General features: G+C 61.9%; 15 protein-coding genes. 4 read left to right on the top strand and 11 right to left on the bottom strand.

Annotated features, from left to right (window positions below; translation table 11 throughout):
* Nucleotides 1–19 precede the first annotated feature (19 nt).
* Nucleotides 20–931, top strand: a complete 912-nt coding sequence (locus HFP57_RS02145; RefSeq protein ID WP_176868221.1) for a nucleotidyltransferase and HEPN domain-containing protein — start codon at nucleotides 20–22, stop codon at nucleotides 929–931.
* On the opposite strand, the gene HFP57_RS17880 is transcribed toward HFP57_RS02145, so the two are convergent.
* Together HFP57_RS17880 and HFP57_RS02140 are read right to left on the bottom strand one after the other, a co-directional pair.
* Entirely contained in the window at nucleotides 912–1,106 is a 195-nt protein-coding gene (locus tag HFP57_RS17880; RefSeq protein ID WP_218135058.1) for a hypothetical protein, read from the bottom strand. The genes HFP57_RS02145 and HFP57_RS17880 overlap by 20 nt on opposite strands.
* A 114-nt stretch (nucleotides 1,107–1,220) precedes the next feature.
* Nucleotides 1,221–3,524, bottom strand: coding sequence for a putative bifunctional diguanylate cyclase/phosphodiesterase (locus HFP57_RS02140; protein ID WP_176868220.1), 2,304 nt, complete (start codon nucleotides 3,522–3,524; stop codon nucleotides 1,221–1,223).
* Between the two features lie 328 nt (nucleotides 3,525–3,852).
* On the opposite strand from HFP57_RS02140, the gene HFP57_RS02135 reads away from it, so the two are divergent.
* On the top strand, nucleotides 3,853–4,164 hold the full coding sequence (locus HFP57_RS02135) for a PilZ domain-containing protein (protein WP_176868219.1): 312 nt from the start codon (nucleotides 3,853–3,855) through the stop codon (nucleotides 4,162–4,164).
* Nucleotides 4,165–4,297: 133 nt separating this feature from the next.
* Here the strand turns inward: HFP57_RS02135 and HFP57_RS02130 are convergent, their stop codons facing one another.
* The 4 genes from HFP57_RS02130 to traA form a co-directional block, all read right to left on the bottom strand.
* Complete coding sequence (locus HFP57_RS02130; protein ID WP_176868218.1) at nucleotides 4,298–4,816, bottom strand: hypothetical protein; 519 nt, start codon at nucleotides 4,814–4,816, stop codon at nucleotides 4,298–4,300.
* A gap of 169 nt (nucleotides 4,817–4,985) precedes the next feature.
* Entirely contained in the window at nucleotides 4,986–5,786 is an 801-nt protein-coding gene (locus tag HFP57_RS02125) for an EAL domain-containing protein (protein ID WP_484555890.1), read from the bottom strand.
* 130 nt (nucleotides 5,787–5,916) lie between these two features.
* Nucleotides 5,917–6,420 (bottom strand): DUF6118 family protein, encoded by a 504-nt coding sequence (locus tag HFP57_RS02120; protein WP_176868217.1) that lies wholly within the window; start codon nucleotides 6,418–6,420, stop codon nucleotides 5,917–5,919.
* A 19-nt stretch (nucleotides 6,421–6,439) separates the two neighbouring features.
* Nucleotides 6,440–9,337 (bottom strand): Ti-type conjugative transfer relaxase TraA, encoded by a 2,898-nt coding sequence (gene traA, locus HFP57_RS02115; protein ID WP_176868216.1) that lies wholly within the window; start codon nucleotides 9,335–9,337, stop codon nucleotides 6,440–6,442.
* Between traA and HFP57_RS18195 the strand changes: the two genes are divergently transcribed.
* Both HFP57_RS18195 and HFP57_RS17945 read left to right on the top strand, forming a co-directional pair.
* Complete coding sequence (locus HFP57_RS18195) at nucleotides 9,336–9,815, top strand: conjugal transfer protein TraD (protein WP_343045248.1); 480 nt, start codon at nucleotides 9,336–9,338, stop codon at nucleotides 9,813–9,815. The genes traA and HFP57_RS18195 overlap by 2 nt on opposite strands.
* Before the next feature lie 37 nt (nucleotides 9,816–9,852).
* Nucleotides 9,853–10,089, top strand: a complete 237-nt coding sequence (locus HFP57_RS17945; protein WP_246263254.1) for a conjugal transfer protein TraD — start codon at nucleotides 9,853–9,855, stop codon at nucleotides 10,087–10,089.
* 278 nt (nucleotides 10,090–10,367) lie between these two features.
* On the opposite strand, the gene HFP57_RS02100 is transcribed toward HFP57_RS17945, so the two are convergent.
* From HFP57_RS02100 to HFP57_RS02080, 5 genes are all read right to left on the bottom strand, one after another.
* The gene (locus HFP57_RS02100; RefSeq protein WP_176868214.1) at nucleotides 10,368–10,577 is read right to left on the bottom strand and encodes a hypothetical protein; all 210 of its coding nucleotides are present in this window, start codon (nucleotides 10,575–10,577) and stop codon (nucleotides 10,368–10,370) included.
* A gap of 223 nt (nucleotides 10,578–10,800) precedes the next feature.
* Complete coding sequence (locus HFP57_RS02095; RefSeq protein WP_176868213.1) at nucleotides 10,801–11,127, bottom strand: DUF736 domain-containing protein; 327 nt, start codon at nucleotides 11,125–11,127, stop codon at nucleotides 10,801–10,803.
* A gap of 485 nt (nucleotides 11,128–11,612) precedes the next feature.
* Nucleotides 11,613–13,382 (bottom strand): ParB/RepB/Spo0J family partition protein, encoded by a 1,770-nt coding sequence (locus HFP57_RS02090; RefSeq protein WP_281363113.1) that lies wholly within the window; start codon nucleotides 13,380–13,382, stop codon nucleotides 11,613–11,615.
* A complete protein-coding gene (locus HFP57_RS02085) occupies nucleotides 13,346–13,639 on the bottom strand; it encodes a hypothetical protein (RefSeq protein WP_176868211.1) in 294 nt (97 codons plus the stop codon). Before HFP57_RS02085 ends, HFP57_RS02090 begins: the two co-directional genes overlap by 37 nt.
* A 956-nt stretch (nucleotides 13,640–14,595) precedes the next feature.
* The gene (locus HFP57_RS02080) at nucleotides 14,596–14,892 is read right to left on the bottom strand and encodes a hypothetical protein (RefSeq protein WP_281363140.1); all 297 of its coding nucleotides are present in this window, start codon (nucleotides 14,890–14,892) and stop codon (nucleotides 14,596–14,598) included.
* Between the last annotated feature and the right edge of the window lie 407 nt (nucleotides 14,893–15,299).

Below are 15,299 nucleotides of genomic sequence, written 5' to 3'. Positions count from 1 at the left end.
CCTTCGCTAAGCTCGTCTGATGAAAAGCGATATCGATCATCTTCCCCATGCCAAACAGCGCGAGCTGGAGCGCGCGGTGGAGATCATCCATACCGAGTTCGCCGATGCGATGAAGCAGGCATCCTCGGCGAAGAAGAAGGATGGTCGCATTCTCAAGATCATCCTGTTCGGCTCCTATGCCCGTGGCGGCTGGGTCGACGAACCCCATACCGCCAAAGGGTACAGAAGCGATTTCGATCTCTTGATCGTCGTCAACCATAAGCGCGTCGTCGATTTTTCAACATACTGGTATAGGGCCGAGGATCGGCTGATGCATGAACCGTCGATCAAGCGACCGGTCAATTTTATCGTGCATACGCTCGAAGAGGTGAATAACGAACTCTGCAAGGGCCAGTATTTCTTCTCCGATGTCGTCAAGGAAGGCATCGCGCTTTACGAGCTGCAAGGCGAGAAGCCCTTCGTTGAACCCCAGCCACCTACGCCGGAAGAAGCGTTAGCGGCTGCCAATAAGCACCATAGCTTTTGGATGGAGAGTGCGGGAGGATTCGAGAAAGGTGTGAAGTTCTACATAAACGAGGGAGATCTTCGCAAAGCCGTATTCTTGAAGCACCAGATGGTCGAGAACCTCTACACTTGCTTCCTCTTGGTGCTGACCAACTATTCTCCCTCGACGCACAACGTAAAATTTCTGCGCTCGCTGGCCGAAGATATCGATCCGCGCCTGATCGATGTCTGGCCGCGCGAGACGAAGGCGGATCGCCGCACCTTCGAACTCTTGAAGCGTGCTTATGTCGAAGCGCGTTACTCCGAACATTACACCATCACGGCCGACGAACTCGCCTGGCTCGGAGAGCGGGCCGAAGCGCTCAAGGCTATGGTCGAAGCCATCTGCATCGAGCGGATCGAGAAACTCACGGAGAAGCCATCTTAAACTTCGTGTAAGGATGTCTGGATGCGAACCAATTTCGGTCGATCAGGTGCAATCTTTGCGCGCCCGAAAGCCATTCTTCTTCACCAAGTACGGACTGATGCAAAATGGACAAACCCGTCTGCGGCATCTCCCGGCCACCCAGCGCCATTATCGCGGGCGCGGCAAGCCGTCCCATTTTTCCATCCTGTTTTCATAGCTGACCCCCATTTGTCAAAAAGGCGCCGCAGCCAGCGGATCCAGGGAGAGACAGCGGCTGCGGCACAATTGCGATTTGACGATTATTGCGAACCTATCCGACCGCCTGGCGAGGCTCCCGGTCTTCAAACATATCGGCGACCGCCTCGGTGTCCATCGGGCGCCCGGTCAGGAATCCTTGCACCTGGGCACAACCCTCCTTCCTCAGCCGCTCCAATTGCGCCTCGGTTTCGATACCCTCGGCAGTGGTGCGCATGCCGAGGCTCTTGCCGAGCGCGACGACGGCCCTTACGATCGACAGCGCTTCCTTGTCGCTGTTGATGTCGTGCACGAAGGACTGGTCGATCTTGATCTTGTCGAACGGGAAGGAGCGCAAATAGCTGAGCGAAGAATAGCCGGTGCCAAAATCGTCCATCGCGATGCGAACGCCTAACGCCTGGAGTTGGTGCAGGATCTTGCGCGCGGCCGCGGCGTCGCGAATGAGCACGCCTTCGGTGATTTCGAGTTCGAGCCGTTCGGCCGAAAGGCCTGAAGTGGCCATCGCGCTCACCACCGAATTGACGAGATTGCCGGTCTCGAACTGCAAGGGCGAGAGATTGACCGCGATGCTGATATCGTCGGGCCAGGCCGTCGCATCGTGACAGGCTTGCCTCAACACCCAATCACCGAGCGCGCCGATGATGCCGATTTCCTCGGCAAGCGGTATGAACTCGTCGGGCCCGACGGTGCCACGGGTCGGATGGCTCCAGCGCAGCAGCGCCTCGAAGCCCAGAATCTCTTCGGAATTCGTATCGACCAGCGGCTGATAGACGAGCGCGAACTCGCCGGCGCCCAAGGCCTTGCGCAGATCGAGTTCCAACTGGCGCCGCGCCTGCATGCGTTCATCCATGTCGGGCGAGAAGAAACGATGGCAGTTGCGGCCATCGGCCTTGGCGCGATAGAGCGCGAGATCGGCGTTCTTCATCAGATCGTCGGGCGTCTCGCCATCGTCGGGCGCGACCGCCACGCCGATGCTCGCGCCGACCATGACCTGATGACCGACAATCTCAAAGGGTTCGCTCAAGCTGTCGATCAACCTCTGGGCCAGGGTTGTCGCCGCTTGCGGATGATTTTGCGCGATCTGTACGATCGAGAATTCATCACCGCCGGTCCGCGCGACAAAACCGCGCTCATCGACACATTCCTCAAGACGGTTGGCGACTTCTTTAAGCAAGGCATCGCCGACGGTATGGCCGAGCGTATCGTTGACCGGCTTGAATCGGTCGAGATCGATGGCGAGGACGGCGACCGAACCATCGACTTCGGCAGACAGTTCAGTGGCCAGAAGAGTGTGGAACTCGCCACTATTGGCAAGGCCGGTCAGGCCGTCATGCCGGGCCATATGGGCGATCCTCGCCTCGGCCTTTTTGCGCTCGGTGATATCTTCATGGATAGTGACCCAGCCGCCATCGGCGAGCCTTTCATGGGAAACGGCCAGCGTCCGGCCATTGCCGAGCTGTTGATGGAACGTTCCGCCGTCCGCATTGCCGAGACGGCTATGAAGCTCGTGATAAAATGTATCGACGCTGTCTGAGGGGTGATTACCGACCTCCAGGCTGTGCGCGATCAGGTCACGCAGCACGATCCCCGGTTTTACGATGTCGGACGACAGCCCGTACATCGAAAGATAGCGGTCGTTGCAGACGAGAAGGCGATCGTCTCCGCCGAACATGCACAGGCCGTGCGCCATATTGCCGAGCGCCGCGTTGAAGCGCGCATTTTGTTCCTTGAGCAGCTCATCCTTCTTGAACGAGTCGACGACACCGCGGTAAAGGCCGGCGACGATGCGTGCCATGTTGAACGCCAGCGCAACGTTGCCTGCCGCAATGAAGAGATAGAAAGGCTCGCCGCTCGCAACCATCGCCGCGGCGGGCAGCAAGAGCAGTGCGGCGATCTGGAAAAGGACGATCCGTGGTCGGAAATAGTTACGGACAGTCGTGCAGAGTGCGCCCAACGCCAGCGCCTCAAGCAACAAATGCGCGATTGCATCGTCACAGCACAGAAAAGCGTAGGCGGTGAGTAGCCCGACACCGAGCCCGACACATGCTGAACGGATGGCGAAGCGCCTTTCCCACCATTCTAGCCTGGCCGCACGCGTTTCGGGTCCAGTACGGACATAAGCGCGCTGCAATTGCAACATAGCGAGCGTCGCAAGACAGGTGATGACGGTGAAAGCCGCCAGAACGGGATCGCCGGTGCGCCATGTCGCTGCACCGCCGACGACGCCCGCGCCAAGCGTCGAACTCAGGAACACCGCTGGGTGCAGGCTGTAGAGTTCATCCAGAAGCCGGATGTGGATCGATCGGGGCAGATCTTTGTCGGAGACGCACAGCTTGAGGATGGATTGCGAGCCCGGCATTATAACCGTCCTTTCCGCCTCCCCGGATGTGTCCAAATGTTTGGTTCAACCCAATGTCACTACGCCACGTGCAGCTTTTGCCTCTTGCTGCGTATGTTTATCCTATTGGAGGATAGGGATTAAATTTTCCTTAGGAGAGGCGGGCCGGTCGATCGCTGTCAATCGGCATGGGACGGACGGATTGGCGAGATTGTACTGCGGATCGAATGGCGCGGGTTATTTTGAGCCTCGAAATTTGGTACAAGGGCTTGGGCGTTCCGAAATAAGAATTTCGGGCGCCGATCGGGCCATGTGAACAGGACCTAATGACGCCTTCGGGGAGCGACCGATGACGCAAGAGCGCGCCGGTGACAACGAGCCGCGTGATCCGCGACAAGAGGTCGAGATACGGATGGGCTTTCGAAAGCCGGGCTATCCGAAGACGAAGGGCGATCTGCTCAACATCTCGCGCACCGGCTTTCAACTCGATAGCGCGGCGGTTCTCGGCGAAAGCGACAGGCTGTTCCTCTATTTGCCGGGCTTGCAGCCGCTGTCCGCGACCGTCGTCTGGCGCAACGATTTCCGCATCGGGTGCAAGTTCGACACGCCGATCAGCGACTATGTATATGATAACCTGATCAGCCGATTGACCGGCGATTGAGACCACGTAAAGCGGCCATTGCGGCTTTTGTATTGGCGCCGCGCCGCTCTCTAAGCCTGATAGGCTGCAGGTCGAGGAGGCGAGCCGATGCTGCAATCCCTTCGATGTCAGATGCGGCGATATCGGTGCGCGATTATCTCGTCGCAGGCAGATAGGCCGGATGGTGAGGACCGCGTCGGCCCTGTCTTCGGGATCCGGGTGCAGGGACGGTGATCCCGTATTCCGCTCTAAGATCCGCCAAGGTTCGGTCGAGATTTTCCTCAAACCCACCAAAGGGCCAGAACTTGGTCATCCTGCGGGCCCGGATCACCGTTCCAAGCATCCGCGGCAAATTACGCAGTACAAGCAATACGCGCCGGCCATGCGCAAAGCTCCGAGCATAGCCGATATGGTCGCGGTCCCTGGCTATCGCGCGCATATCACCAAGGCGCGCATCGGTGCCGACAACCATCCAAAGATGGGCGATCACTTCGTCATCATCGCTGATATCGCATCCGAAGAGTATATGAACCACATCATGCGCGATCAATGCTTTCGTCAGATCGTCGCCAATCGTCTCGTCTGACACATCGGCTTCCAGTTCTCTGAGTTCGGCAAGCGCTTCGCGCAGCGTCATCCGGCTGTCGGGTTCGAGATATCGCGGCGACGACATGATATTTCTCCTCGCTGATGATCGGCGGGAGAAGATTAGCCCGAAATGGACAACCGGACAATGAAATAGAAAAGGGGCCTCTGGCGGTCAATATGCCGCCCTTGCCCAAAGAGAGACATTTCATAACGGACAGATAACCGGCCTGATATTATTTTGGGCTTTCGGTTATCTATCCGGCTGTTTGGCGGCGGGCCTTTTCTTCCGAACCCCTGGCAACTCCGGGCAAGGTTTCCAGCCCGGGCGATGCGAAGAAGAAGCCCTGCATATAGCGGATACCCAGCGTTTCGAGCGTCCGCATCTCCTCGTCGGTTTCGATACCCTCGGCGATGAGCGTGACGCCCAGTTTCTCGCTCATCCGCACCATCGCCTCGACGATGATGCGTTGGAGCAAGCGGCGATCGATATCGCGGATAAGCGCCATATCGAGCTTGATGATATCGGGCTGGAATTGCGCCAGGCGATTGAGCCCGGCATGACCCGCTCCGAAATCGTCGAGCGCTGTCGCCATGCCCAAGCTTTTGTAAATCTCGACGATGCTGCGAAGATGCTCAGGGTCGCGTATCTCCTCATTCTCGGTGAACTCGAAGATCAGACGATCAACCGGAAAATCGTTTGCCTCCGCCGTCTTCAGCGTAAGCTGGATACAGGCCCGCGGCGAATAGACCGCATCGGGCAGAAAATTGATCGAGAGTTTTGCGGGTGTGTCCAATATGCCGGCGCGCGCGGCGGCCTCGATCGCCTTGACCCGGCACCGCTGATCGAAGGCGTAGCGGTTGTCGGCATTCACCAACGTCAATACATCATCGACCGGCTCGCCCGCCGGACCGCGCACCAATGCTTCATAAGCGAAGACCTGTCCCGTCTCGATATCGATGATCGGCTGAAACGCCATAGCGAAATCGAAATCGAGGGCCCTGCCGTCGCGGCAGCCCGGACAACCGGATTTTGCTGTCAGCAATTGCTTGGACACATTTATCCTTTCGAGCCCTCTATTGTTTGGCAGAAAAAGGTTTTTATTGTGTTTCGGCGTGTCATGGGATCGCCTGTATCGACGAAGCGCGCGGGCCATTCGCTGAAGTCGTGCTTCATCGATGCCCTGGCTAGCCAGACAGCATAGCAACCCAGCTCTCGGGCAAGGCGCGCAGGATCAATCCCGGCACGATCGCCCATAGGGCTGCGCCCGCTACCAGCCCGCCAACCGCGCTCCGGATCACCCATCGCCGCTGATCGGCGGCCGTGCGCCCCGATTTCAATGCCTGGCTGAGCTCGGCCGCCGTCCGTTCCATCACCGCCCGCGCGTCGCACAAGGCTGCGGCATCCTCGCGCCGTATTTCGGTACTGGCCGCCGCGATCTGCCGCGCCATCGTTTCCGGTGTCAGCCCGAGCGCCGGACGCTCGGCCAGCGCTTCGATCGCCCGGGCGTGGCGCTCGACCCGCTGCACGATTTCGGCCAAGGTGGCGCTGTAATCGGGCGCAACCTCTTCTGCGCGCTCGGCAGCAAGGCCCTGCATGACGAGCCGTGTCGCCGCCACTTCGCCGCGCAAGCGCTCGAACGCGTCTGCAGCCGGGTCTTCCATCTCTTCGGATGGCGGGTCGTCCGTCATGCTCATCTCCTTTCTCCGGTTACCGCCCCAGCCCGCGTCCGCGCGCCAGCCCCAGATACTGGGTCAACTGTCGCGCCAATGTGCGGCCGGGCATCATGCTCACTTCGATTTTGAGCCCCAGCTCGCGGGCGCGCGGGCGGAGCAGCGATTCCATCTGCGCATCGCGTTCGAGGCTTTTGGCCATCGCGCCCATGCTGCCGGTGATCTTGTGCACCGCGCCCATATCGCCCGCGCGGTACAGCTGGGTGCGCCGCTGTTCGAGCGCCTGCCAGCGTTTGACAAACCGCTCGGCGCGCAAGGCGGGATCGGTGCGGACCTGCGTCTCGCGCTGCATGGCGCGGATGGCGCGACGGGTATTGCCGCTGGCGGTTTCGTCGATCAGCGAGCGGTCGCGATTGAGCGCATTGTACAGATCCCGGCTGGCCTCGGGCCGCAGGGCGTCGAGCACCTCTCCGGCCCGGTCGAGCGCTTGGCGCTGATGCGGAAGAACCGGCAGGTCGCGCTCTCGCATATCGAGTATTTCCTGCTGGCAGCGGGTATAGCGCTGGACCGCCCGGCCGAGCGTGTTTCCGGGCCGCCCGGAAAGCGGGACGGACCGATCCGGCTTGGGCGCAACGGGTTTGAAGTTGGCGAACATGCCGCGCCGTTCGGGCGATGCCGTCCCTCTTTCCGGTGAGTCTCCCGGAAGCCGGATGGCGCGCCGCTCCGCATAATCGCGGGTGTAATCGCGCTTAAAATCGCCGGCCATATCCTTGGGCCGCGCCCGCGACAGCGTGCGCACGAGCTGGCGGTGGTCGCTAAAATCGTCCCGCCCATAATGGAGCTGTACGCTATCGCGATGCCGCGAGAGCGCGACATAGGCGGCGTGCCGGTCGAGCCCGGGCGTCGCCAGGACATGCGTCCGGTCGACCGTCACGCCCTGCGCCTTGTGGATCGTCGCCGCATAGCCATGATCCACATGAGCGTAATCCTTCAGGTCGAACGCGACCTGTGCGCCGCTGTCGAGCCGCGCCGCCATATGACCGCGGCTCACCTGTTCGAGCGTGCCCAGCGTTCCGTTCTTCACGCCCAGACTGCGTTCGTTGCGCAAAAACATAATGCGGTCGCCGCGCGCAAAGTCGCGCGCGCCGCGTTCGACGGTGATGCGCACGTCCGCGCCCAACTCGTCAGCTTCGCGCAGCCGCTCGCGCGCCAGCCCGTTCAACGCCCGCACTTCGTCATTGGTATGGGTCAGGATCATGCGCGATTGCTCGGGCGCGGCGCACCGTTCGCGATCCCAGCGATCGATCAGATTTGCACGGGCCTGCTCGCGGCTGTCGGCCGCATGCACCATGCCGTGATCGCCATAGGCGGCCAGCGCCTCGCCCGTGCGTCCGGTCGCCAGCTGCCGGGTCGCCTGTTTCTGCCAGTCGGCGCGTTGCCGCCGGACCGTCCCGATCTCGGCATGCGGATGGCGTTCGGCGATCGACCGGAACGCCGCGCCCGCCTCGATCGCTTGCAACTGTTCGGCATCGCCGACCAGCACGACCTTGGCGCGGCGCTTTTGCGCTTCGGTGAGCACCCGCTCCATCTGGCGCGTGCCGATCATCCCGGCCTCGTCGATCACGAGTATATCGCGCTCGGTCAGTGTATCGCGTCCCCCTGCCCAACCGTGTTCGATGCTCGCGATGGTGCGCGACGGGATTGCCGATCCGTGTTGGAGATTTTCGGCTGCGATGCCGGACAAGGCCAGCCCCTGGACGCGGTAGCCGCTTTGTTCCCAGGTGTCTTTGGCGACCCCGAGCAAGGCCGACTTGCCGCTGCCCGCATAGCCGAGCACGATGCCGAGATCGCGACCCTCGGTGATATGCTCGAACGCCGCCCGCTGTTCGCCCGACAGGACCAGCCCGCGTTTGGCGGCATTGGCCAATGCGCGGTTGCAGCTGCGTTCGGTAACACGATGCCGCTCGCGGCCAGCCATTACTTCGGTCAATCGTTCCAATCGTCGTTCGGCGGCCAGCATGGAGCGGCTTGTAAAGCGCTGCTGCCCGCGCCCGTCCTTGCCCAGCGCCACCAGTTCGGGCGATCCGCGCACCGCGCCCATCACCCGGTCGAACTGCTCCCTGCCGTCCGAATGGCGATGGACGAACCGGGCGAGATCGCGGGTCGTAAAGGTCGCTTGCTGGTGGGTGATCGCGTCCAAGGCGAGCGTCGGTTCGGCGATGATGCGGTCGCCGTTCGCTGCCGCAATCGCCCGATGCTCGTCGAGCCGTTCGGCCTCGAGCCCCTGGGCGATCCGGCGCGGCGTCGCCGGGCCGATCTTGTGTTGGGGCTCGAGATCGATGCCTTGGTCTTCGAGCGACCGATGATCGATCCGCGCCTCGATACCGAGGGTCGCAAGCCGTTCGTTCGCATAATCGGCCCAGGCCTCGCGCCAGTGCTCGACCTGGTCGCGGGCGTTCCAGTCGCGGACCTTTTTGCCGAACCCGTTTTCGTTCACTTCGCGCATGGTCAGCATAACATGGGCGTGCGGCCGGGCGCGCCCGTCTTCGCCGATATCCCAGTGCACATTGAGATCGGCGATCATGCCACGCTCGACAAACTCGCGTTCGACAAAGTCGCGCGCCAGGGCGATGCCCTGCTCCTGCGTCATCTCCCTCGGAATCGCGAACTCGACCTCGCGGGCGAGCTGCGCGTCCTTCCTGACCTCGCCCGCCTCGACCGCGTTCCACAGCGTCTGCCGGTCCGACAGATGCTCGGGCGCACCATCGGGCAAAAGGATTTCCGAATGCACGACGCCGGCCTTGCTGGTGAAGTCGTGGGCCCGGTCGATCCGCTCGTCGCGCAGCCGTTCGGCGGCGCGATAGGCGGCGGACGCCACCGCGCTCGCGCCGGTCGCGCGGCCGATCACTTTGACGTGCAGATGGTAGATCGCCATGGCGGCATACCATCTACGCTACAAAAGCAACGTCGGCACGACGTATAAGCGCGCCCTCACCAGAAATTTTCTTGTTCGGGACCAGGTGGTCCCACGCGGTCCCGGCGACATTGCAGCCAAAAACGGCTGCGTCATTTATGCTCGGCGCATCACGCAAAACAAGGAGATAATCATGCGCAAACCGCGCGACTTCGATGCCGAGCTTCAGGCGCTGCAGGACAAGACCAAAGCGCTCAAGGCAACCAAGACCCGCCAGCTCGGCGAGCTGGTGACCGCGACCGGCGCCGACGCGATCGGCATCGAGACGCTGGCCGGCGCTCTGCTTGATGCGAGCGATACCACCGACAGCGCGACGAAGGAGGCGTGGCGCAAACGCGGCGCCGCGTTTTTTACAGGCAAAAGGCCGAACGCTGCGCGCAAGTCTGGCGGCGACGCTGGCGGCGCTGCGCCGGGCGCGGGCGGCCCGGCATCGTGTTGAGGCCGCCCGTGCCCGCCACGATAGCCGCGACTGGGTCGTGAAGCGCCGCGAGCGCACGCGCCGCCTGATCGAGCTGGGCGGGCTGGTCAGCAAGGCGGGTCTCATTGAGCTGACCGATGACGATCGCGCCGTGCTCTATGGGGCGTTCCTTGCGGTCGCCGGCAAGCTGTCCGGCGAACAGCGTGAGCAGGCGATTACGCTCTGGCGGCGAAGGGGTAAGCGGGCGTTCAAGGCGGAAGCGGAGAAAGCAAAACGCAACGAGGTGACGCGCTAAAAAGTGAGCTCGCGGCTGTACCGGATGCCAAGGATGATGGCCTTCGCGTGCACAATTTTACGCGGCAGGCAAAAGGGGACGGCAAGGTTGCTTGCCGTCCCCAGGCGTCGGCGTGGCCCATTGCGCCGATGAGAAATCGCTACGTTGCAAATAGTTAAGTTCAATAGGTGCGGTCCGGCGGCGGATCGAGTCAAGAGTGAACGGCGATCAAGGCAGACACGGATGACGTGATGAAGCGATCGCAATACGGTCTGTTGAATCTGCGGCCTCTCCGCTTCTCACGAATAGCGGATGACTTTCTTCTCGCATCCGCACAGCGCGCATGTGTTCAGCTGACGTTCGAAACCGTGCTCGGTCATAAGGTGGCGCGTATGCTGGTTTGCCCGGTTCCGCGCGCAGAGATCGAGCCTTTCGGTGATGCAATCGTCGCAAATGGGATCGGGCGACAGCCGTATAATCAGAGCTCCGACGCGCTCAGCTATTGTCATGGTGATTTCCCTGTCGACGCCCGTCTCTGCTCAAACCGTTTCTGGCATAAAGAACCGGCAGAATCCATTTTCCAAGCCGGGCCATTTTCCGTCGCGCTACCGGTCGGATACGAGGTTGTGCAGGACACTGAGCTAGACTGTGAAGTAACACCGCTCGCGCTCGCTGGATAACATAAGAAAAGCCTCCCACGCTCCAAGGAGCGCGGGAGGCGAGAGGCCCGCGTCAACTCACCGGGTTCCAGAGGATCGCGAGACAATCGGGATCGTCCTGCCCGGCGGCGCGGCCGAGATTGGCGTAGATCCGCTGCGGCCCGAATTCCGGAGCCGAGAGGGTCAGCGACACGTAAGCGTTGCCGCTGTTGCGCCCGACCCGGTTCCAGCCGCCGCCGATCTCAACCCGGTCTTCGGTATAGACCCGGAAATCGGGCTGGGCGTCGGTTTCCTTGGCCGTGTTCTCGACGATGTTGATGCGCTTTTTAAGGCTCATCGTCGCGAGCGTGCCTTCGAACCCGGTATCGGTCTTCGTCACATATCCAAGTGCTTGTGCCATCTTTCAGTCTCCTTCGTTGGCTGTCGCGGAGCGACCATCGCCCTGCTGACGCGGGACCGGAGATGGCGGGCGGTGGCGGCCCGCACCCCCCTCTTCTCTTTGGGGGGCCGAAGCACAGCGGAGGACCGGCGGAGCGAACTTTCTTGAAGGGCGCAGCCCGGCCGCGAGGAGCCGTGAAGCGGCGGGGAAGAAAGTTCGCGCAAGCCGGTTTCGGGCCGCCGCAGTTCGCCATAGGTCCACGCAGGCAAGCAGGGCGGTGGTCGCGCCGTGATGGCCGCCCCTTCCGGAGACGCAGGTGGCGGAAGCGCTTTTTTGTGCTGTTTCGGGTGCCGGGACGGGATCGAGGGCACGCGCCCGAAGCGCCTCCAAATGCGCTCGGCCGCCTTCGCGCGGCCAAGGGAGACCGACGCCCAGCCCGCCCGGCAGTGTTGCCGAACGGGCCGGAAGCGGCGGCTAGAGCCGGGGCGGATGCTCAATGGCTCCTGTCAGTCTTCGGCCTCGGCGAACAGGTCCGCGATCCGCCGATGATTGGCGGCGGGTGCACAACCCGCCTCGTCGCGATAGCAGCCGGGCGGAAACGCCGCCCAGCGCGGACGCCAGTCGGCGTTGGGGGTCCGGTTGCCTTCCCCCGCCAGCACATCGCCGATAATGCCCTTCTGCACCTTGGCGGTGGCGCTGACATTGGCGTCGGCGACCTGCTGCCCGGCGATCTCGCCGAGCATCGCATTGACGATCTGCTTGTCGCGCAAGAGCGTAAAGAACGCCTCGTCCGGCGTCCAATAGCCCGCCATATCGATAGGGATGGCTTCGCCGAGCGCCTCGACCGTCGCGGTTCCGGCCTCCAGACTCTCGGCCATAGCGAAGGTCAGGATGCGCAGCACGGTGCCGTCGTCGAGCAGCAACAGCCGCGCGAATATCGACGCAAGCCGCCAGTCGTCGCCATTGTTGCGCACGATGGTGCCGGTGTCGGCATCCAAACTGAGAAGCTCCGCGAGCTCGGCGCGCTCCTTGGCGAACGCGGCTTCGGCCCTCGACACGGCCACGCTTTCGCGCGTCGCTTCCTTGCGGGTCGATTGCGGTTCGGCCTCGATGCGCCACAGCCGCGACCCGACGATCATATGCGCGACCGCAAGCCGAAGCGCGACGCCCGGATGGCCGAGCAATGTCGCCCGCGCCGCCGCATGACGATGCAAGTCGATATAGTCGGTCATCGGGCCGGTCATTTCGGGCTTGACGGGCTTGGCTTCGCCATCGCCCTTGGCGGCGGCGCGTTCCCGACGGCGCACCTCCTGATCGGAGAGATAGCCTTCATGGGCCGTCACCTCGCCGCTGCCGCGAACCTCGATAAAGACCTTGCCGCCCTCCTTCTTGGGCGTCTTGATATGATTCCAGCGGTCGAAATACCGGCCCCGGTCAAGCACGATGCAATCGGCCCAGCCCTTGTCGGTGTAGCCCTGCGCGAGCGCGGCAATGGCGGCGTTCTGATGTTCCCAGAACAGCCCGATATCGGCGAAAGCGCCATTCTGGCCGAACAGGTCGGCGAGGATTTCACCCGGATAATCGTCGATAGCGAATAGCGCCTTGTCGGCGGTGATATGCTCGCCGCCGCACAGCCATGCCTTCAACTGATGCCCGCACGGCGCATAATCGTCCTCCGACTGGAACAGCGCCAGCCATTCTTCCTGCTGGCTTTTGGTCGCCATGGTCAGCGCGGTGATTGTGCGCCCGTCGATTTCTTCGGCGGCATAGGCTTTGCGGATCGCTGGCAGAAGGTTCGCCAAGGCCAGCCGCCGCTTCACCATCAATTCGGTCACGCCGAACGTGTCGGCGATCTCGGCGACGCTGCGGCCCTTGTCGGCAAGCTTCTTGAACGCCTCGAACTGCTCCATTTCGTCGGGTTCGACCCGCGCGGTGTTCTCCAAGATAGACGCCTCGACCGCATCGGCATCGTCATTCTTGTCGAGCACGAGACAGGGCAGGACGGGATTGCTGTCGCCCTCCTTGGCGATGGCCTTCATCGCGAAGAAGCGCCGCCGTCCGGCATAGATGTCGTAATGGTCGGGCTTGCCATTGGGCTTGACCAAGAGCGGCTGGATGATGCCGCGCTGGCGGATAGACGGCAATATGTCATCGACCTTCGGCTTGCGGCGCGAGTGCCGCATATTGAGCGGCGAAACCTTCAAATGATCGAGCGGTATATGATTGAGTTGTATGACGGTTACTCCTTGGACTTTGCTGGGGTGGATGCGCCGCATTCGGCGGCGCGGACGGCGTCGATCAGCCCTGTCCTGAGCGTGTCGAAGAGGTCAAGCTGATCGCGCGCGGCGGTGTCGAACAGGCCGTGATCGCATGGGCGCTGTTCGGCGTTCGGATTGCGTTTGGGAGCGATGGGCGCGGCGGCGCGGGCCGCGAGCCGGTCGGCGAGCGTGACCGGGCGGACGCCCGAAACGAGCGTCTGCTCGCCCGCTGCGGTCGCCTCATGCTCCAATTCTGGCCGTTCGCACGCTGCCATAGCCTCCTGCTCCCATTCGCACCGTTCCCCCGAGGGTGGGGGGCGGCGAAGAGGCCCGCAGCCCCGAGCATCAAGGGCGCGGCGCAACCGTTTCGGTAGGAGAAGGATAACGACCGAGACGGATATGAAGCCGAAGCGGTTGTGCCGCGACCGCTCGGGGCTATCAGGGCCGGCCGCTCCCCGCCCTCAGGGGAACAGCCAAAAAGCGCCGCCCGCGCAGCGGGCGTCCTTATTGCCGAACCGTCAGGTTCGGGGCTGCGTCAGGGGGAGAAGCCCGGCAGGGCCGAGACCGGGAACGGGGCTCGGTCACACGATCACCCGCTGTCCGGCAGGGCCGGACAGGCGCCCAACCCCTTCTCATACTCGGAAACATATCAGTGGCGGCCAAGGACAACCGAATCAAAGATCGTCATGCCGCTATTGTGCTGATGGACGCGCCGTCCTCTATGGGGCGTTCTTCGACCTCGTCCGCAAGCTCCGGGCGAGAAGCGCGAACGGGCTGTCCTGCTTTGGCAAAGGCGCGGCAAGCGCGCGTTCAGAGATGAGGCGAAGAAAACAAAACGCAATCAGGCGACACGCTAACAATCGCGCTTGCGGCTATGCCGGAGAGGGTGGGATTCGAAATAGACAAGCAAATCATTGAAATATAGAAAATATCCTCGCCACAGTTGATCAAATACCATATCTGACACCATGCTAAACTTTATTCTTTGAGATGAGATGAGTTTTACCGTTTCCGGACGATCTGCTTCTGATCAACCGCAGACGGTTTCTGCGCCTTTGTCGTTCGTCGACCCACAACGACGTCAATGAGAGCGACAAGCCCAGACACCCATCAGCGATTGAAAAGAGATCGACGGATTGAGGTCATCGTCTCCATTGTCGTTGCAGCAGCGACGAGAGACGGGGTGGCCGCTCTCATGAGTTGGCGGAACCGATGATCGCAACTACAAGCGCTACCTCAGCAAAAAAGGCGCCGCTCCGAATGCGCCGTTACTCGCCGTTTCGACCAGCTGGAAGGCGCGCACGAAATGATCAAGCGGGCGGACGCCGAAGCCGGCTGAGCCATCGGGTTTCCAGTCACTGGGGCCAGACCAAGCCATATTGGCGATGTCGAGATGCGCCCAGGGGATACCGCGACTGATAAATTCGCTGAGGAAATGCACGGCCGTGCCGGCCCCGCGCTCCGTACTCGTGTTGCGGATATCGGCGGCGGTGGAGCGCATATCTTCGGCATAGCTTTCGTGAAGCAGCAGGCGTCACAGCGATTCGCCCACGGCGTCGCATTTCTCGCGCTATGCGTTCAGGCCCGTTTCTGAGCTCATAGCGTTCGACCCAGGCGTTACCGATTATGCGGGCCTCGCCCTGTGGATGGAGGCTCACTATCAGAACCCGGCAGTCTTCCGGCGCGCCGAGGATCTCGGCGATACAGTCGTCGCTCCGCAAGCCTTCCAGCACGATCCGAATCTTGTCTTCTGCAGAGAAGTGCCGCCGCGTCCTACGGCGAATGTCCTTCACCACACGTTCGGCGGGTTACTTCGACTTCAAATTTTTGGTTCTCATCTTCGTTGCTCCGTCACTACGACGAGAACCAAATCCTCCTCAAATCTGTGCCATAGGTTTTGACGGGGGGACAAATAATACCTGTTTCGCTATCTAT

It is taken from the genome of Parasphingopyxis algicola, assembly GCF_013378075.1.
Lineage (GTDB): Bacteria > Pseudomonadota > Alphaproteobacteria > Sphingomonadales > Sphingomonadaceae > Parasphingopyxis > Parasphingopyxis algicola.
The sequence above is the reverse complement of the archived record's forward strand: the minus strand, read 5'-3'. Positions and strand labels throughout refer to the sequence as shown.